This window comes from Streptosporangium sp. H16, from assembly GCF_051918855.1.
Taxonomy (GTDB): domain Bacteria; phylum Actinomycetota; class Actinomycetes; order Streptosporangiales; family Streptosporangiaceae; genus Streptosporangium.
Genome location: NZ_JBPXMD010000017.1, coordinates 131763 through 148643, shown reverse-complemented (window position 1 = coordinate 148643; position 16881 = coordinate 131763). Strand labels below are relative to the sequence as shown.

The window sequence follows — 16881 nt, the reverse complement described above, 5'->3', positions numbered from 1 at the left end:
TACCATCGGGGACGTGCAGGTGCCTGGTGGCCCTCCCGGTCTTCAAAACCGGTGGCGCCGAGGATCTCGGCGCGGCGGGTTCGATTCCCGTCCGTCTCCGCCACTCCCAGAGTCGGCTGGAGCTTCATGAGATTTCTCCTGCTCGGGCACTTCGAGATCCATCGACCGGACGGCGGCCATCTCGCCGTGACCCGGATCAAACATCGCCAGCTCCTCGCCCTCCTGCTGCTCGACTCGCCGCATGCGGTCTCGACCGACCGCTGCGTCGCCGCCCTCTGGGGGGAGGACGCCCCGCCGTCGGCGCGAAGGAACCTGCAGACGTACGTCGCGGATCTGCGCAAGTGCCTGGCCTGCTCGGGGGTCTCGATCCAGACCGTGCCCGGCGGGTACCGGGTGACCGACGTCGCCGACCGGCTCGACCTTTCCGACTTCGAGTCGACGCGGTCGGCCGCGGCCGCCGCCCTGAGCGCGCGCGACGACACCTCGGCGGCCCGCCTGCTCAGGGACGCGCTCGGCCTCTGGCGCGGCGCCGCTCTCCAGGACCTCGCCGACAGCTCCCAAGTGCTGCGGAACGCCGCCACCCAGCTCAACGAACGCCGGATGGCCGCGGTAAGCGACTTCGCGGGCGCGTGCGTCCGGCTGGGGGCGTACGAGGAGGCCATCGACCAGCTCCGGATCGCGGTCGCCTGGGCCCCGCTGCGGGAGGACCTGCGAGCGCAGCTCATGCTGGCCCTGCACAAGAGCGGGCGGAGGGCCGACGCGCTGCTCGCCTACCACGACTGCCGGGCGGCCCTGGTCGAGCGCATCGGTGTCGGGCCCTCGCACACGTTGACGATCCTGCACGACCGCATCCTCATGGAGGACGGCGACCTGTGATGTGGCGGTCGTGTGGCCGCCGTGTGGCGCCCGTGGAGACGGATCGCTCACTCTGGGGCGGTGGCGATGTTAGCGCGAACACCCGATGGTCGGACCCTCACCGTCGACGGCAGTCCTCAGCCGTTCACCATGGGCTGGAGCTACATGATCTGGGCGCAGAGCGACAACGGCGCCCTGCGTTTCCATACCGGCGCGGCCGGCTCGCGCGAGCTGATCGCCCGCCACCTCGGTGAGTACGAGCGGTTCACCGTCCGCGAGGTCTCCTGGAACGGGGCCCGGCTGGTCTCCCACGAGGACCTGGAGAACGGCGGCACGACGATGCTGTGGATCGGGCCGCACCACGAGGTCTACACGTTCGTCCCGGGGGCGAACGTGCCCTTCGAGGTGTTCATCGGCTACCTCTCCCTCTTCGACGTCCACGACGCCCCGGAGGGGGTCGTCCTGGCGCCGAGGCCCGGCGCGCGCGTACGCCTCGGCGACCTGCTGGCCGTCAACAGCCTGGAGGGCGTCTGCTCTATCCAGGTGAACCCGGCCGGGTCGCTGCCCACCCCGGGTGGCTCTGGCAAGCGGGTGCGCGGCGGCGCGCTGTGGAAACGCGACGAGAGGGCCGCCGACGGGCGGGTGCTCCGTTCGGCGATCCTGGTCAACGCGACGACGACCGCGATCCTCACGGCGCGGGAGGCCGACGACCCCCGGTTCGCGGCCGTGGCCGACTCCCTCACGTGCGGGCTGGTCTGACGGCCGTGCAGAACGTCGTCAACTCGCTGGCCGTGTTCGCCTTCCTCGGCATGGTGGTCGCGCTGTTCGCCATCTCCGCCCTGCTGAGGACCGTGCGCGAGCTGCAGCAGGCGGTGCTCGCCACCCCCGCCCCCGGCCCGGCCGCGGTCCGGCGCCTCGCCCGGTTCGCCTCCGCCGACGGGCGGCCGACCTTCGTGCTCGTGGTGTCCGAGCACTGCCTGAGTTGCCGGGATCGCGTGGGCCACCTGGCCGCGATCCCGCCCGGTGCGATCGACGGCCACCTGATCCAGCTGAGCGCGACCGAGGCCTGCGCGGCGTGGGTCGAGCGGGCCCCGCACGTCAGCGCCGTCGCCGACGCCGAACTGCTGGGGTCGGTCGCGGTCGGCGCGACCCCCTCTCTCGTCAAGTACGCCCCGGACGGCGCCGAGGAGTGGCGCCGCGCGGTCGGGTCCGACCCGGACCTGGACCGGCTCCTCGGGGTGAATCAGCCCGAATCGTCGAACGTGAGGTGAGTGACATGACCGGCGACTACTGGGCCGACGTGCCGACGGCGGAGGAGGAGACCGAGGCGCGCCCCTCGGTACGGCAGAGGGTGTCCCGGCGCACGATGGTCAAGTCGGTCGGTGTCCTCGGCGGCGCGCTGGCGCTGAACGTGGTGGGCGCCCTGCCGCCCGCGCGTATCAGGAGCGCCTCCGCGACCGTCGGTTCTGAGTGGTCCGGCTGCTCCAACTCCGGCTACGCCAGTTTCGACGGTTACCGGGACGGCACCACCCAGCGGGTGTGCGTGGGCGCGGCGTACTCCAGCAGCTACTGCGGCAGCGACGGCTGGTTCCGCACCGACGGCAACGCCTACTCGTACTACACGCCGATCGTCAACTGCGGCGCGAGCGGGGTCACGAAGAAGAACGCCTGGCGCTGGACGCACAGCGGCACCCCCTACCGCTGCGCCGACGGCCGCTTCGTGGTGTACGGCGCGGGCAGCACGTTCTACATCTGCTCCAAGGCGAACCCGTGACCATGGCCGCCACCCGCACCGCGGGGCTCCTGTTCGCCGTGGCCGCCGCGATGGCCGTGGCCGGCGCGGTATGGCCGGGCCGGCTGGACCTCATCGCCTGGACGTTGATGGGGATCGTCGCCGGGTTCTCGCTGTCCGGCTCGGTTTGAAGCCTCAACTCGGCGGATCTGCTCACCTCGTCGGTCTGGCGGGGACAGATGACGGCGTTCTCGTCCGGGCTCGTGCTGGGCGGGCTGGTGTCGGGGACGGTCGTGGGGGCCTTCGGAGGCCTCGTGTCGGTGGTGCCCGAAGCCGGGCGGACCTGGGTACTGGTCCCGGTGGTTGCGGTGCTGCTGGTGTTCGAACTCGCCGGACGGCCGCTCCAGCTGATCCAGAACCGCAGGCTCGTGCCACAGGAGATCATTCCGCGCGCCCGGTTCGAGGGCCCGTTCCAGTTCGGCTTCGAGATGGGCACCGGGGTGCGCACCTTCACTCCGACCGCGCTCCCGCACGCCCTGGTCCTCACAGTCGTGCTCGTCGGAGGCATCCTCCCCGGGGTGCTGGCCGGGCTCGGGTTCGGCCTGGGCCGGGTGCTGATGCCGCTCACCCGGTCGCTGAGCGGCGACCCCCAGAGGTGGGACCGTCACCTGCTGGGGCGGTCGGCCCGGGTGGGCCGATGGTGCGCGGCCGGCTTCCTGCTCGTGCTGCTGGTTCTCCTCCTGGGCCGGTGAAGGATGATCCTGCTCGCCGACGTCGCGCTGGCCGGCGCGCTGCTCCTCGTGATGGCGGGCTTCGTACGAGAGGACGACGTCACGCGCGGGCACGGCCTGCTGCCCGCCTGGATGATCCGCGCCGCCGGCCTGGCCGAGCCGGTGGTCGGCGCCGCGGTGATCGCCGCCTGGGTCGTGGGCGATCCCGGCCGCCACGTCTGGGGGGCCGCGGCGGTGTGGCACACCGCCTTGGCCGGGTATCTCGCGGTCCTGTTGCGGGCGCGGGGCCGGGTGCCGTGCGGCTGCCTGGACGGGGTGAGCCCCGTGTCCCCGTTGAAGATCGTCATCGGTGGTCTGTGGGCCGCCGCGAGTGCCATGATGGCGGCGGGCACGGTCTCCCTTCCGGAAGACGTGGTCGTCCGCCTCACGCACCTGGCCGTCGCCGGGTTCGTGACCCTGCTGGTGGTCGTCGCGGCGTCGGTGTCGTCCGTGTCCCCTCGAAGGAGGATCAGATGACCCGATGGACGCTGATCGTCGCCGTCGCCGTGACCGGGTTGTCCGCCTGCGCCGCGGAAGGGGGGCCCGTCACCGCGGGAGGGGGGCCCGTCACCGCCAAGCCGACGGCGCAGGTGCTGCTCGACGCCTCGCAACTGCCCGGTGGCCCGTGGACGGCCGAGAGGACCGGCGAGGTGCGCTGGGCCGACCTCGACAGGGCGCTGGTGCCGTGCGGGAAGCGGGTCATCGCCCCGGGGGAGGCCCGGGTGCGGTTCCGGGTGTTCGCCTCGGCGGACGGGGTGTCGGTCTCGGAGCTCGTCGTCTCCGGGATCGAGACCGTCCAGGCCTTCAAGCGCTTCTACGCCGAATGCGGCTCCGTGGGAAAGGTCGAGGGGCGTCCCGGCCCGACCAACGTGGTGCGGCGCGGCGACACGACGGAGATCGCCAACTTCACGGACGACCACCTGGTCGTCGTCAACGGTCCCAGCGCCATGGACGACCTCGGGGCGATCGCCGACGCCGCGCGCGACCAGGCCGCGAAAGCGGGATGATGAAGCTTTGAAGCCCCATCTGAACTACGAAGATATGGTGGACGATACAGGGATTGAACCTGTGACCTCTTCCGTGTCAGGGAAGCGCTCTCCCGCTGAGCTAATCGTCCTCGGGCGAACCAGAGCGGAAGACGGGATTCGAACCCGCGACCCTCACCTTGGCAAGGTGATGCTCTACCACTGAGCCACTTCCGCGTATCCGCTTCGGGTTTCCCCTCCGCGCTCGCACTACTTTACCGGATCCCTGGGGGTCCGATGGTCGTGCGTTGAGGTGGAGACGGGATTTGAACCCGTGTAGACGGCTTTGCAGGCCGTTGCCTCGCCTCTCGGCCACTCCACCGGCCGGGCCCCTGAGGACCCGCCGGAGCGGAAGACGGGATTCGAACCCGCGACCCTCACCTTGGCAAGGTGATGCTCTACCACTGAGCCACTTCCGCGTGACCCCCGGAAACGTTCCGGGGCACGTGAAAACTCTAGCGCCTCCGCAGGGCGGATGTGCGCAACCAGGCGGGCTGCCGAGATCCTCACCTGGTGACCGGCTGGACGTCGGAGGCCCGGACGAACATGATCCGGTGCCCGAACTGGATCTGCCGGTAGCGGATCCTGCCTGTGACGACATGGTGCTCGGACGGGTCGAAGGCGGCCGCCCTGAGGTAGGAGGCCCGCGCCGTCGCGTCGGAGCTGTACGCCTGCCCGGCGGGTATCGAGTACTGCAGCGGGGTCAGGGTCTGTACGGGAACGCCCCCCGGGTAGGCGGGCGCCTTCGGGTAGGCCCTGCCGTACACCCTGACCGGGGAGCGGCCCGGCCGGGGCGTCACCAGGGGGCCGGACGCGCGTACGGAGGTGGGAGCTCCGGCCGGATCGTGGAACCAGGCCTTCTGGCCGAGGTACCAGATCGCGGTCCAGTCGCCCCTGCGCTCGGCGAGCGCGTACCGCTGGCCGGTGGAGGCGCGGGCGGCGTGGTCGTAGACGCTGTACGTGGAGCCGCCGGTGGGGTGCTTGCCGATGTCCCTGACCAGTGGCGCGGTGGCGGAGGGGCGCGTGCGCAGCCAGACCGAGGCGGCGCCCAGGCCGCGGCACCCCCCGGCGCAGCCGGTGAATCCCGGGCTGTTGGTGTCGTAGTCGGGCCTGATCAGCACCGAGCGCGCGTCGTCGCCGCCCGAGGCACGCAGCGGCCTGCCGAGCAGCTCGAAGTAGTGGGCCCAGTCCCAGTAGGGGCCGGGGTCGTCGTGCATGCCGCCCACGGTCTCCGGGGTGGTGCCCGGCACATTGTCGTGCCCCAGGATGTGCGCCCGGTCGAGGGGGACGTCGTACTTGGCGGCGAGGTGGCGGACCAGCCTGGCCGACGCCCGGTACATCGCCTCGGTGAACCAGGCGCCGCCCCTGGCCAGGTAGCCCTCGTGCTCCAGGCCGATGGAGCGGGAGTTGACGTACCAGTTTCCCGCGTGCCAGCCGATGTCCCTGGCCCGCAGGTGCTGGGCGATGTGGCCGTCGGCGGAGCGGATGGTGAAGTGCCAGCTCAAGTAGGCGGGGTTCTTGACCAGGCGGGTCATCGCGTCGTAGCTCGTCTCCCCGTCGTGGATCACGATGTAGTCGATCCTCCGGGGGCCGGCGGAGCGGTCGTGGTTGCCGTACCCGCCGCCGGGGAGCCGCTTGTAGGCGGCCGGGAGCCACTCGCAGGAGACGCTCTTCGGGCAGTCGGGTCCCGGCGCGGGAGCGGGGGCGGGCCGCTGGGCGAGCATCATGGCGATCTTCGTGGCGGGAGTGGGGGCGGGCGCCGGGGTGGGGGTGGGGGCGGACCCTGCGGCGGGCACTTTGGCGGACCCTGTGGCGGGCACTGTGGCGGGCACTGTGGCGGGCACTGTGGCGGGCACCGCGGTGGGCTTGGTGGCGGGCGTCGCGGGCTTCGCGGTAGGTTTCGCGGGCTTCGCGGTGGGTTTGGTGGCGGGTTTCGCGGCGGGCCTCGCGGCGCGTACGGCGCGCACGGTGGCGGGTGCCAGGGTGGGCGCGGGGGCGCGGCGCTGCGCCGCGGGGGCGGGCGGGGCGGGGGGTGCGGACAGGGCCGGCGTGGCGGGGAGGGTCACCCGCTCGCCGTCGCCGGTCACCCGCGCGGCACCGGCCCGGATCGTCGCGTAGACCTCGTCGGCGAAGGACAGCGCCGCCTCCTCGGCCGCCGCGCCCCTTTGCGGGGCGCCGGGGTAGCGGGCCACGGCGTCGTACCAGCTCGCCGGATCGTCGCCGGAGCCCTCGCCGCCGGTGCGGCGCCGGTAGTCGGCGAGCAGCGCGGCACCGCCCATGATGTTGGCGGAGGCGTCCTCGCGCAGCCGGTCGGGGGACAGGCCGGTGAGCTCCGAGGCCCGCCGCAGGGTGTCCTCCGGCGGGTCCGCCGCCATGGGGGGAAGGGCGATCACGCGCGGCCGGGTCTCGTCGCCGCGCGGGTCCTCCCCGGCGCCGTGGGGGTGCCCGGGTTCGGCCCGGCCGTCGATCAGGTGCATCGGGCCGTACCCGGCGGAGACGCTGGGCAGCCCGTCGTGGCCCTCCCAGCGGGACTCCAGGTAGGAGACCGCGAGCAGCACGCTCTCCGGCACCCCGTATCTCCGTGCCGCCTCGGTGAAGGCGGCCTGCCTGCCGGACCGTGCCACCGCTCCCGTCGCCCTGGCGGCCGGCGTCGTGGTCCCGGCGGGGGCCGGGTGGGTCTGGAGCCGGGTGGGCCGGTCCCCGGGGCGTGCCGCCTGCGCCGGGACGACCGAGGCCAGGGCGACCGAGGCCAGGACGGTGAGAGCGGCGACGACGGTGGTCCCCGGCAGGCGGCGCATAGCGGTTCCTCCCCCTCTGGTAACTACCTAGAGTTATCAGAGATTACCGACTGTCGCGCATTGCGGCGGGGTTGAGATGTTGAAGAGATTCTCTGCCCGAAATCGGGCAGGAAACTTGGTGTGTTCTCTCCCGGATGCGTATGGTCCTGCTCTGTGTCCACGGCACGGAATCCGCACGAGGATCTGATCACCCACCTGACCCGGACGAGCGCGCTCGGTCCGGGCGAGGCGGCGCGGGTCGTCGCGGACGTGCTGGCCTACTTCTCCGAGCCCGTCGACGAGTTCGTCCGGCGGCGCCACGCGGAGCTCAAGGCCAGGGGGCTGGTCAACGACAAGATCTTCCCCAAGGTCGCCGCCGAGCTGGCGGTACGCCGTGTCGCGGCACCCGAACTCTCCCTGCGACAGCTTCGCCGGATCGTCTACGGGTAGCGGACGGCGGCACCCCGATCGTTTATGGACAAAGGAGCGGATACATGTGCGGAATCGTGGCCTACGTAGGGCCCAAGGACGCGGCACCCATCCTGCTGGAGGGCCTGCAGCGTCTTGAGTACCGAGGCTACGACTCGGCCGGGGTGGTGGTGTCCAACAAGGGCCTCAAGATGCGCAAGGTCAAGGGCCGGGTGGCCGACCTGGCCGCGGTCGTGCCCGCGCGGTTCAAGGGCGGCCTGGGCATCGGCCACACCCGCTGGGCCACCCACGGCGCGCCCAGCGACGTCAACGCCCACCCACACCTGTCCACCGACGAGCGCATCGGCGTCGTGCACAACGGCATCATCGAGAACGCCGACGAGCTGCGCGCCAAGCTGGAGGCCGACGGGGCGATCTTCCTGTCGGAGACCGACACCGAGGTGCTGTCGCACCTGATCGCCCGCACGGTCAAGGAGGCCGACTCGCTGGAGGAGGCCGTGCGGACCGCGCTCAAGCGGGTCGTCGGCACGTACGGGATCGCGGTGATCGACTCCGAGCGTCCCGGCGAGGTGGTCGTGGCGCGCAACGGCAGCCCCATCGTGCTGGGCATCGGGGAGAAGGAGATGTTCGCCGCGTCCGACGTCGCCGCGCTGGTCCGCTACACCCGCCAGGTGGTGCACCTGGAGGACGGCGAGATCGCCGTGCTGCGGGCCGACGGGTTCAACACCTTCGCCAGCGACGCGCGGGAGACGGCCAAGGAGACGCTGACCGTCGACTGGGAGGCCGGGCACTACGACACCGGCGGCTACGAGCACTACCTGCTCAAGGAGATCTCCGAGCAGCCCGACACAGTGGCCAGGACGCTGCGCGGGCGGCTGGACGACCGCTTCCACATCGCCCACCTGGGCGGTCTCAACATGGACGCGCGGGAGACCCGCTCGTTCCGCCGGGTGAAGATCATCGGCTGCGGTTCCGCGTACTACTCGGGCCAGATCGGCGCGCAGCTCATCGAGGAGCTGGCGCGCATCCCGGCCGACGCGGAGCCGGCCAGCGAGTTCCGCTACCGCAGCCCGGTGGTGGAGGCCGACACCCTGTACGTGGCGATCAGCCAGTCGGGGGAGACCTACGACACCCTCGCCGCCGTGCAGGAGCTCAAGCGCAAGGGCGGCAGGGTGCTCGGCATCGTCAACACCGTGGGCAGCGCGATCGCCCGCGAGTGCGACGGCGGCGTCTACCTGCACGCGGGTCCGGAGGTCTCGGTGGCGAGCACCAAGGCGTTCACCTCGACCGCCGTGGCCTTCGCGCTGCTCGCGCTGCACCTGGGCCGGGTGCGTGACCTGTCTCCCGCCGACGGCCGCAGGATCTGCGACGGCCTGCGGAGGCTGCCGGACCAGATCAAAGAGATCCTGGCGCTGGAGCCGCAGATCAAGGAGCTGGCGGGCAAGTACGCCGAGTCGCCGAGCATGATGTTCGTGGGCCGGGTCAGGGGTTACCCGGTGGCCCGCGAGGGCGCGCAGAAGCTCAAGGAGATCTCGTACGTGCACGCCGAGGCGTACCCGGCGAGCGAGCTCAAGCACGGGCCGCTGGCGCTGATCGGCCCGGACATGCCGACGGTGGCGATCGTCCCCGACGACGAGCTGCTGGACAAGAACCTCACCACGCTGGGCGAGATCCGCGCCCGGGGCGGCCGGGTGCTCATGGTGGGCCACCGCACGGCCGACCCCAAGCTGGCCGACGACTGCGTCGTGGTGCCCAAGAACGAGACCGAGCTGGACCCGATCCTGCTGTCGATCCCGCTCCAGCTCTTCGCCTACCACGCCGCCGTGGCGCTGGGCAGGGACGTCGACAAGCCCAGGAACCTGGCCAAGAGCGTCACGGTGGAGTGAGACCCTCTACCTCTCTGCCCCTCGCCCCCTGCTTTCGCGCCCCCGTCCCCGGCCGGCCGGGGACGGGGGCGCGCTTTCCCGAACCCCCGCGAGACGGTCGTCTCCGATATCCGGATTTCCAGTGTTTTTCCGGTGATCCGTGCCCGAATGCGGATCACTGGAAGTTCCGGCATACCCCACTTCATCACAGAAAGTGAGGGGAAAGTAACCTATGGTATAGGGGGTTCTTGGGGGAAGGGGCGCTTATGCGCCGTAGGGGGTTTTTCGCACTGGCGGCGGGGGCCGTGGTGGCCGCGGGGTGCGGCGCGGACGGCGGCGCCGATCCGGAGGTGAAGCGCCTGTTCCTTCTCGAGCCGACCGCCGACGGCCACGGCTGGGACAGGATCGCGGGCAGGCTGGCGACCGTCCTTGTCCAGTCGGGACTGGCGCGCACCGCCATGGCCGTCGAGCGGGCGGGGGCGCTGGGCTCCGCCCCGCGCGACGCGTTCGGCGCCTTCCGCGGACCCTTCGCGCGCGAGGGCAGGCTGCTCGTCACCGCGATGCCGATGGTGGCCGCCGCGGAGATCGCCAACACCGCGGCCGTGGTGAACGCCGCCACCCCCATCGCCCGCCTGGTCGGCGACTGGGCGGTCCTGGTGGTCCCCTCCGGCTCCCGCCTGCGCACCTTCGAGGACTTCGTCGCGCGGCTGCGGCACGACCCGGCGGGGCTGACGGTCGGCGGCCGGTCGGAGGGCGGCTCCGACCACGTGCTCTACGGCATGATCGGCAAGTGCCTGGGGGTGGACGCCCGGCTGCTGGAGTACGCCGGATACCTCGCCCCCGAGGACGCCGCCGAGGCGCTCCACGTCGGCCGGGTGGCGGCCCTGCTGGGATCGGCGCGCGCCCTGCGGCCCGAGATCGCCGCGGGCCGCCTGCGGCCCCTGGTGGTCTCCTCCGGCGGCCGGATCGACGGGATCGACGCGCCGACGCTCATGGAGGTCGACGTCCGCCTGGAGTACAGCGACTGGTGCGGCCTGCTGGGCCCCAAGGGCATGAGCCAGGGGGACCGGGGCGCCGCTATCGCCCTGTGTGACAGGATCGACGCCGCGCCGCGCTGGCGTGCCCTGTGCGCGTCCCACGGATGGAGCCGGGTCTACCTCAGCGGCGACGAGTTCCGCCAGTGGCTTTCCACCGAGACGGGCCGCACTCGCGGCGTGCTCCACGAGCTCGGACTGTTGAAGTCCTCCGACACAACCTGTTGGGGCAGTTGCGTCCGGCGCCCCTAGATGTAGGATCCTGCTCGTTGCTGGTTCGCCCCGCGAGGGGCGAGGCAAGAGGGAACCCGGTGAGATTCCGGGACTGCCCCGCAGCGGTGAACGGGAACGAAAGCCGTTATCGAGCACTGGGTGAACCATGCCTGGGAAGCGACGGCCGGTAGGTGTGTGCGATGCGCCCGTGAGTCCGAAGACCTGCCGGTGACGTGAACGTCCAGGGCCTCGTGGGAGGGTCCGCGGAACGAGGCGATCCGGCGTGCCCGGGATCGCTCGCGGACGCGTGCCCATCCGGCGGAGCCGTACGGGGAAGTCCGATCGAGCGAGGGGCACTACGTGACACAGGCATTGGCGGGGACCGCGGCGGGGACCGCGGCGGACGACCGCAGGCTGGCGATCGACGAGGCGGCCGCCCGGGTGATCACCGATCCCGAGAACTCCAGGGTCGCCGCCGCGATGCTGGCCGAGCTGATCGCCGACGAGGCCGCCGAGCACGGCGTCCGCGACTTCTCCGAGTCCATCGCCGCGACCCACGAGGCGGGGCTGATCCAGGACAGGCTCGCGGAGTTCGTGGCCGCCCACGCCGGGGTCCTGGACGCGCTGGCCGACCCGGAGGCCGACGCCAGGTTCGAGTACTTCGGGCTGCGCACCGTCTACGACCGCTACCTGCTGCGTCACCCGAGGACCCGCAAGGTCCTGGAGCGCCCGCAGCACTTCTTCCTCCGGGTGGCCTGCGGCCTGTCCGAGACCGTCGAGGAGGCCGCCGAGCTGTACGCGCTCATGGCCACCTTGTCCTACCTGCCCAGCTCGCCCACGCTGTTCAACTCCGGCTCCCGCAGGCCCCAGCTCTCCTCGTGCTTCCTGCTCGACTCGCCCCGCGACGAGCTGGAGTCCATCTACGAGCGCTACGGGCAGGTCGCGCGGCTGTCGAAGTACGCGGGGGGCATCGGGATCGCCTGGACCAGGGTCCGCTCGCGGGGCTCGCTGATCCGCGGCACCAACGGCCACTCCAACGGCATCGTGCCCTGGCTGCGCACGCTCGACTCCAGCGTGGCCGCGGTCAACCAGGGCGGCCGGCGCAAGGGCGCGGCCTGCGTCTACCTGGAGCCCTGGCACGCCGACGTCGAGGAGTTCCTGGAACTGCGCGACAACACCGGCGAGGAGGCCCGCCGCACGCACAACCTGAACCTGGCCAACTGGATCCCCGACGAGTTCATGCGCCGGGTCGAGGCCGACGGCGTCTGGTCGCTGTTCGACCCCAAGGAGGTCCCGCACCTCACCGATCTGTACGGCGCCGCGTTCGACGACGCCTACCGGGCCGCCGAGGCCGAGGGCCGCTTCACCCGGCAGATCCCCGCCCGCACCCTGTACGGGCGGATGATGCGCACGCTCGCCCAGACCGGCAACGGCTGGATGACCTTCAAGGACGCGGCCAACCGGACCTCCAACCAGACGGCCAGGCCCCAGAACGTCATCCACCTGTCGAACCTCTGCACCGAGATCCTCGAGGTCACCGGCGACGCGGAGACCGCCGTCTGCAACCTCGGCTCGATCAACCTCGCCGCCCACCTGTCGGCGGACGCCGGGGAGGCCGTCGACTGGGCGCGGCTGCGCGCGACCGTCGGTACCGCCGTGCGGTTCCTCGACCGCACCATCGACCTGGGCTTCTACCCGACCCCCGAGGCGGAGGCGGCCAACCGGAAGTGGCGCCCGATCGGGCTCGGCGTGATGGGCCTGGCCGATGTGCTGTTCACGCTGCGGCTGCCCTTCGACTCGCCGCGCGCCCTGGAGCTGTCCACCAGGATCTCCGAGGAGATCGCGCTCGCCGCCTACCGGACCTCCTCCGACCTGGCCGTGGAGCGGGGCCGCCACCCGTCGTACGAGGAGACCAGGGCCGCCGCCGGGGTGCTGCACCCCGACCACTACGGGGCGGCGGGGTCCGCGGAGTGGGCCGAGCTCAGGGAGCGGATCGCCGGGACCGGCCTGCGCAACTCGCTGATGATCGCGATCGCGCCGACGGCCACGATCGCCTCCATCGCGGGCTGCTACGAGTGCATCGAGCCGCAGGTCTCCAACGTCTTCAAGCGCGAGACCCTCTCGGGGGAGTTCCTCCAGGTCAACCGCTATCTCGTCCGCGACCTCCAGGCCCGCGGCCTGTGGACCCCGCTGATCCGCGACGCGATCAAGCGCGCCGACGGCTCCGTCCAGGACATCCCGGAGATCCCCGCCGACCTGAAGGCGCTCTACCGTACGGCCTGGGAGCTGCCGCAGAAGGCGCTGATCGACCTGGCCGCCGCGCGCACCCCGTACATCGACCAGTCGCAGTCGCTGAACCTCTTCATGGCCACGCCGACCATCGGCAAGCTCTCCTCGATGTACGCCTACGCGTGGAAGTCGGGCCTCAAGACCACCTACTACCTGCGCTCGCGCCCGGCCACCCGGATCGCGCAGGCCACCGTGGCGGCGCCGGTCGCGCGGGCCGTCCCCGACCCCGAGGCGATCGCCTGCTCCCTGGAGAACCCCGAGTACTGCGACGCCTGCCAGTAGCCGTCCCGGCTCCTCGAAAAGAGTCTCCAGAAAGCTCCCAGAAAGGCATTCACCCGATGTTGCTCGACCCCGGCATGGATCTCACCCTGCGGCCGATGCGCTACCCCGAGTTCTACGAGCGCTACCGGGCCGCGATCCGCAACACCTGGACCGTCGAGGAGGTGGACCTCACCTCCGACCTGGCCGACCTGGCGAGGATGACGCCCGAGGAGCGCCACCTGATCAACCGCCTCGTGGCGTTCTTCGCCACCGGCGACTCGATCGTGGCCAACAACCTCGTCCTCAACCTCTACCAGCACCTCAACGCCCCCGAGGCGCGCCTGTATCTCAGCAGGCAGCTGTTCGAGGAGGCGGTGCACGTCCAGTTCTACCTGACCCTGCTGGACACCTACCTGCCCGATCCGGACGAGCGGGTCAAGGCCTTCGCCGCGGTCGAGCACATCCCCTCGATCCGGGACAAGGCGGAGTTCTGCTTCCGCTGGATCGACTCGCTCGGCGGGCTGACCCGGCTGGAGACGCGGGAGGACCGGCGGGCGTTCCTGCTCAACCTGATCTGCTTCGCGGCGTGCATCGAGGGGCTGTTCTTCTACGGGGCCTTCGCCTACGTCTACTGGTTCCGCTCCAGGGGCCTGCTCAGCGGCCTGGCCACCGGGACGAACTGGGTGTTCCGCGACGAGTCCATGCACATGGAGTTCGCCTTCGGCGTCGTGGAGACCGTACGGGCCGAGGAGCCGGACCTGTTCGACGACAAGCTCGCCGAGCAGGTCACCCAGATGATCGAGGAGGCGGTGGCCGCCGAGCTGGCCTTCGCGGCCGACCTGTGCGGCGACGGCCTGCTCGGGATGAGCGTGGACCAGATGCGCCGGTACCTGGAGTACGTGGCCGACCAGCGCCTGGTCAGGCTGAGGATGCCCGCCAGGTACGGCACGGCCAACCCGTTCGCGTTCATGGAGTTGCAGGACGTGCAGGAGCTGGCCAACTTCTTCGAACGGCGGGTTTCGGCCTACCAGATAGCCGTCGAGGGGAATGTCACATTCGATGAATCCTTCTGATTAGCTGGTGATCCAGGTAAGAGCACGACGAGGATGGAAGACGTCGAGGAGGACGCCTCAAGTGTCCGGCTGGATCATGATGATTGTCTCCGTGGCGGCCGCCGTCGTGGCGGTGGAGGTGGTGCGACGGGTGCTGCGCTCGCGGCTGATCGGTGAGAAATGGGTTCTCGCCGGTCCGCTCGTGCGCCGCTGCACCTGGCCGGGGTTCGCCACGGCCGCCGTGGCGACGGCCCGCACCATCTACGAACCGGATATGGCGACGGCCTCGGTCGGCCAGGTGATCGATCGCGGTCTCAGCCTGGCGATGATCGGGTGCGCCACCTGGCTGGTCATCCAGGCCGCCTACGCGGTCACCGACGTGGTCCTGGAACGCCTGATCACCGTCGAGGGCGAGGCCAACCGCCGGGCCCGCCGCATCCGCACCCAGATCACCCTGGTCCGCCGGGTCGCCTCGGCGGTGATCATCGTGGTCGCGCTGGGCGCGATGCTCTTCACCTTCCCGCAGGTGCGGGCGCTCGGGGCCGGGCTGCTGGCCTCGGCCGGGATCGCCGGTGTCGTCGTCGGTATCGCCGCCCAGTCGACCCTGGGCAACATGCTCGCCGGGCTCCAGCTGGCCTTCAGCGACGCGCTCCGGCTGGACGACGTCGTCGTGGTGAAGGGGGAGTGGGGACGGATCGAGGAGCTCAGCCTGACCTACGTGGTGCTGCGGCTGTGGGACGAGCGGCGGCTCGTCCTGCCGGTCTCCTACTTCACGGCCAACCCGTTCGAGAACTGGACCCGGCACAGCAGCCGGGTGATCGGCCACGTGATGTTCCGGGTCGACTGGTCGGTGCCGGTGGAGGAGCTGCGCGCCGAGCTCTACCGGGCGCTGCGCGAGCACCCGCTCTGGGACCAGAAGGACTGGACCCTCCAGGTCACCGACACCCTTCCCAACGGGCTGCTGGAGCTGCGCGCCCTGATGAGCGCCGCCGACTCCGCCAGCGCCTGGGATCTCAAGTGCGACATGCGCGAGCACATGGTGACCTTCGTCCGCGAGAGGTACCCCGAGGCGCTGCCCCGCTTCCGGGTCGAGACCCCGCCCCCGTCCGCGACCGTTCCCGGGACGCTCACCGGGCTGATGGGCGCGGGCCTGATGTCACGGGGCCTGGGGGGAGACTCCCGTGAGGACGGTTCTCGCGATCGGGACGGCGACCGGCGGGATCCGGTCTGAGGCGACGGGCCCGCCCGCGCCCCAGGGATCTCAGGCGCCGCAGTCGCAGCAGCACCCGTCGCACTTGGTGCAGCACTTGCAGCAGTCGCAGCAGCCGTCACACCCGTCACAGCCGCAGCCGTCGCAGCGTGTCAGGTAGCAGCGGTCGTCCCAGGCGTTCCGCCTGCGGGAGCTCCACCGGGGCCGCCAGAGTCCGCAGGTCAGCAGGGTCCCCACCCCGGCGGCGGACTTGCGGACGACTCCGGGCCGCTCGTAGGAGTGCCCCGACTCGGAGGCGTGGCGGAACGTCCGGTCCACCGCCCGCCGCACCTCGGTGCCCAGCAGCACGTCCACCAGGTGCCGGTCGGCCAGCTCCAGCTCCAGCAACGCCAGCTCCAGGCCGTGCGCGGCGTCGTCGCACAGCCGCCGTGCCTCCCGTACGGAGGTGCCGGTGGCGGTCAGCGGGTTGAACGCCCCCCGGGCGGCGTCGTCCGCCCGGTCCTCCACGGCGTCCAGCAGGTGGGCGATCCGGCCGAAGAACCGGCCCGCCTCGGCCAGCGCCGCCGCGTTGCCCGGGGTGCCCGCGAGCGTCGCGGTGTAGGCGAACGCGGCGGCGACGGCCTCCTCGGTGGGAGCGGTCAGCTCCAGCAGCGTCACTCCCGAGCCGCTCTCCAGCTCGATCTGGCGTTCGGCCGTCGAGGCCAGCGAGGCGGTGTCGAACCCGATCCCGGCCCCCATCCGGGCCCCGGCCGCCTCCCAGCGGGCCGCCAGCACCCTGCGCGCCGTGCCGGTGCCCGGCGCGGAGTCGCCGTCGGCCACGTGGTCGCGCAGCTTGCCCGCCGCGAGGACCAGCGACACCGTGGCGGCCAGCCGTACGCCCGCGGCCCGCGCGTCCACCACGTCCGCCGGCCGGAACCCGCGCAGCGCGCAGGGGCCCGCGGTCCGGTGCGGGGAGCCCGCCGGGCCCTGCGCCTCGGCCAGCACCGAGATGATCAGTCCGTCGTAGTTGGTGGCCAGCCGGGCCGCGTGCCCCTGCCCGTCCCTGAGGGTCAGGCACAGCCCGCACAGGTGTGCCATCCAGGCCCGGTGCAGCGTCGGGCAGGAGTGCTCGCCGCAGGGACGAATGATGCCGAACATGTGATCTCTCGTACTTGGGGGTCTGTCCGGGAGATCCTTGGGGCTCCCCAGGAAGGCGTCAACGTATCGGGAGAATCTATCCCGTACAGATCAAGAAGTCGCGCGGAGAGGGGCAGGTACGTCCGGACGGTCACGCGAACGCGACAACGGCGTATCTCTCGTCCTCGATGGCCCTGTTCGGCGAGAGCCAGGGACAACGAGCCGGTGGCCGCGGTGGTCTCCGGCCCCGCCG

General features: G+C 71.5%; 16 protein-coding genes, 5 tRNA genes and 1 riboswitch. Of the genes, 15 read left to right on the top strand and 6 right to left on the bottom strand.

The window, feature by feature from the left end; translation table 11 throughout:
• The first annotated feature begins 7 nt into the window (after window positions 1-7).
• The 9 genes from ACTOQ2_RS26805 to ACTOQ2_RS26765 all read left to right on the top strand — a co-directional run bounded on the left by ACTOQ2_RS26805 (window position 8) and on the right by ACTOQ2_RS26765 (window position 4364).
• Window positions 8-103, top strand: a tRNA-Sec gene (locus ACTOQ2_RS26805).
• Between the two features lie 23 nt (window positions 104-126).
• Window positions 127-876 (top strand): AfsR/SARP family transcriptional regulator, encoded by a 750-nt coding sequence (locus ACTOQ2_RS26800; RefSeq protein WP_440103143.1) that lies wholly within the window; start codon window positions 127-129, stop codon window positions 874-876.
• A 66-nt stretch (window positions 877-942) separates the two neighbouring features.
• Complete coding sequence (locus ACTOQ2_RS26795) at window positions 943-1614, top strand: hypothetical protein (RefSeq protein WP_440103141.1); 672 nt, start codon at window positions 943-945, stop codon at window positions 1612-1614.
• Window positions 1599-2126, top strand: a complete 528-nt coding sequence (locus ACTOQ2_RS26790) for a hypothetical protein (protein ID WP_440103139.1) — start codon at window positions 1599-1601, stop codon at window positions 2124-2126. The genes ACTOQ2_RS26795 and ACTOQ2_RS26790 overlap by 16 nt, the downstream gene beginning before the upstream one ends.
• A 5-nt stretch (window positions 2127-2131) precedes the next feature.
• Complete coding sequence (locus ACTOQ2_RS26785; protein ID WP_440082469.1) at window positions 2132-2629, top strand: hypothetical protein; 498 nt, start codon at window positions 2132-2134, stop codon at window positions 2627-2629.
• Window positions 2626-2778, top strand: a complete 153-nt coding sequence (locus ACTOQ2_RS26780; RefSeq protein ID WP_440082470.1) for a hypothetical protein — start codon at window positions 2626-2628, stop codon at window positions 2776-2778. Before ACTOQ2_RS26785 ends, ACTOQ2_RS26780 begins: the two co-directional genes overlap by 4 nt.
• A 48-nt stretch (window positions 2779-2826) precedes the next feature.
• Window positions 2827-3339, top strand: coding sequence for a hypothetical protein (locus tag ACTOQ2_RS26775; RefSeq protein ID WP_440103138.1), 513 nt, complete (start codon window positions 2827-2829; stop codon window positions 3337-3339).
• Window positions 3340-3342: 3 nt separating this feature from the next.
• Window positions 3343-3834, top strand: coding sequence for a MauE/DoxX family redox-associated membrane protein (locus tag ACTOQ2_RS26770; protein ID WP_440103136.1), 492 nt, complete (start codon window positions 3343-3345; stop codon window positions 3832-3834).
• A complete protein-coding gene (locus ACTOQ2_RS26765; RefSeq protein ID WP_440103134.1) occupies window positions 3831-4364 on the top strand; it encodes a hypothetical protein in 534 nt (177 codons plus the stop codon). Before ACTOQ2_RS26770 ends, ACTOQ2_RS26765 begins: the two co-directional genes overlap by 4 nt.
• Before the next feature lie 35 nt (window positions 4365-4399).
• Here ACTOQ2_RS26765 and ACTOQ2_RS26760 read toward each other — a convergent pair.
• The 5 genes from ACTOQ2_RS26760 to ACTOQ2_RS26740 form a co-directional block, all read right to left on the bottom strand.
• Window positions 4400-4474, bottom strand: a tRNA-Val gene (locus ACTOQ2_RS26760).
• 13 nt (window positions 4475-4487) lie between these two features.
• Window positions 4488-4559, bottom strand: a tRNA-Gly gene (locus tag ACTOQ2_RS26755).
• A 74-nt stretch (window positions 4560-4633) separates the two neighbouring features.
• A tRNA-Cys gene (locus ACTOQ2_RS26750) sits at window positions 4634-4704 on the bottom strand.
• Between the two features lie 25 nt (window positions 4705-4729).
• Window positions 4730-4801 (bottom strand) — tRNA-Gly (locus ACTOQ2_RS26745).
• 87 nt (window positions 4802-4888) lie between these two features.
• A complete protein-coding gene (locus tag ACTOQ2_RS26740; protein WP_440103132.1) occupies window positions 4889-7180 on the bottom strand; it encodes an N-acetylmuramoyl-L-alanine amidase in 2292 nt (763 codons plus the stop codon).
• A 153-nt stretch (window positions 7181-7333) separates the two neighbouring features.
• On the opposite strand from ACTOQ2_RS26740, the gene ACTOQ2_RS26735 reads away from it, so the two are divergent.
• The 6 genes from ACTOQ2_RS26735 (at window position 7334) to ACTOQ2_RS26710 (ending at window position 15533) form a co-directional block, all read left to right on the top strand.
• Window positions 7334-7609, top strand: a complete 276-nt coding sequence (locus ACTOQ2_RS26735; RefSeq protein WP_440103130.1) for a hypothetical protein — start codon at window positions 7334-7336, stop codon at window positions 7607-7609.
• A gap of 44 nt (window positions 7610-7653) precedes the next feature.
• The gene (gene glmS, locus ACTOQ2_RS26730; RefSeq protein ID WP_362683654.1) at window positions 7654-9474 is read left to right on the top strand and encodes a glutamine--fructose-6-phosphate transaminase (isomerizing); all 1821 of its coding nucleotides are present in this window, start codon (window positions 7654-7656) and stop codon (window positions 9472-9474) included.
• Window positions 9475-9719: 245 nt separating this feature from the next.
• Window positions 9720-10739: a tripartite tricarboxylate transporter substrate-binding protein gene (locus ACTOQ2_RS26725; protein ID WP_440103128.1), complete on the top strand. Its 1020-nt coding sequence runs from the start codon at window positions 9720-9722 to the stop codon at window positions 10737-10739.
• Between the two features lie 4 nt (window positions 10740-10743).
• Window positions 10744-10944, top strand: a riboswitch (cobalamin riboswitch).
• A 116-nt stretch (window positions 10945-11060) separates the two neighbouring features.
• Window positions 11061-13271, top strand: a complete 2211-nt coding sequence (locus tag ACTOQ2_RS26720) for a ribonucleoside-diphosphate reductase subunit alpha (RefSeq protein WP_440103126.1) — start codon at window positions 11061-11063, stop codon at window positions 13269-13271.
• A gap of 56 nt (window positions 13272-13327) precedes the next feature.
• Window positions 13328-14323 carry a ribonucleotide-diphosphate reductase subunit beta gene (locus tag ACTOQ2_RS26715; RefSeq protein ID WP_440082478.1) on the top strand — a complete coding sequence of 332 codons (996 nt, stop codon included), beginning with the start codon at window positions 13328-13330 and terminating at the stop codon, window positions 14321-14323.
• A 61-nt stretch (window positions 14324-14384) separates the two neighbouring features.
• A complete protein-coding gene (locus ACTOQ2_RS26710; protein ID WP_440103125.1) occupies window positions 14385-15533 on the top strand; it encodes a mechanosensitive ion channel family protein in 1149 nt (382 codons plus the stop codon).
• Between the two features lie 30 nt (window positions 15534-15563).
• Here ACTOQ2_RS26710 and ACTOQ2_RS26705 read toward each other — a convergent pair whose 3' ends face one another.
• The gene (locus ACTOQ2_RS26705; RefSeq protein WP_440103123.1) at window positions 15564-16649 is read right to left on the bottom strand and encodes a DUF5685 family protein; all 1086 of its coding nucleotides are present in this window, start codon (window positions 16647-16649) and stop codon (window positions 15564-15566) included.
• Window positions 16650-16881: the final 232 nt, after the last annotated feature.

Coding starts and splice junctions, on each gene's coding strand:
- ACTOQ2_RS26800 (WP_440103143.1), top strand. CDS start 127: ATGAGATTTCTCCTGCTCGGGCACTTCGAGATCCATCGACCGGACGGC.
- ACTOQ2_RS26795 (WP_440103141.1), top strand. CDS start 943: ATGTTAGCGCGAACACCCGATGGTCGGACCCTCACCGTCGACGGCAGT.
- ACTOQ2_RS26785 (WP_440082469.1), top strand. CDS start 2,132: ATGACCGGCGACTACTGGGCCGACGTGCCGACGGCGGAGGAGGAGACC.
- ACTOQ2_RS26775 (WP_440103138.1), top strand. CDS start 2,827: ATGACGGCGTTCTCGTCCGGGCTCGTGCTGGGCGGGCTGGTGTCGGGG.
- ACTOQ2_RS26770 (WP_440103136.1), top strand. CDS start 3,343: ATGATCCTGCTCGCCGACGTCGCGCTGGCCGGCGCGCTGCTCCTCGTG.
- ACTOQ2_RS26765 (WP_440103134.1), top strand. CDS start 3,831: ATGACCCGATGGACGCTGATCGTCGCCGTCGCCGTGACCGGGTTGTCC.
- ACTOQ2_RS26740 (WP_440103132.1), bottom strand. CDS start 7,180: ATGCGCCGCCTGCCGGGGACCACCGTCGTCGCCGCTCTCACCGTCCTG.
- glmS (WP_362683654.1), top strand. CDS start 7,654: ATGTGCGGAATCGTGGCCTACGTAGGGCCCAAGGACGCGGCACCCATC.
- ACTOQ2_RS26725 (WP_440103128.1), top strand. CDS start 9,720: ATGCGCCGTAGGGGGTTTTTCGCACTGGCGGCGGGGGCCGTGGTGGCC.
- ACTOQ2_RS26715 (WP_440082478.1), top strand. CDS start 13,328: ATGTTGCTCGACCCCGGCATGGATCTCACCCTGCGGCCGATGCGCTAC.
- ACTOQ2_RS26705 (WP_440103123.1), bottom strand. CDS start 16,649: ATGTTCGGCATCATTCGTCCCTGCGGCGAGCACTCCTGCCCGACGCTG.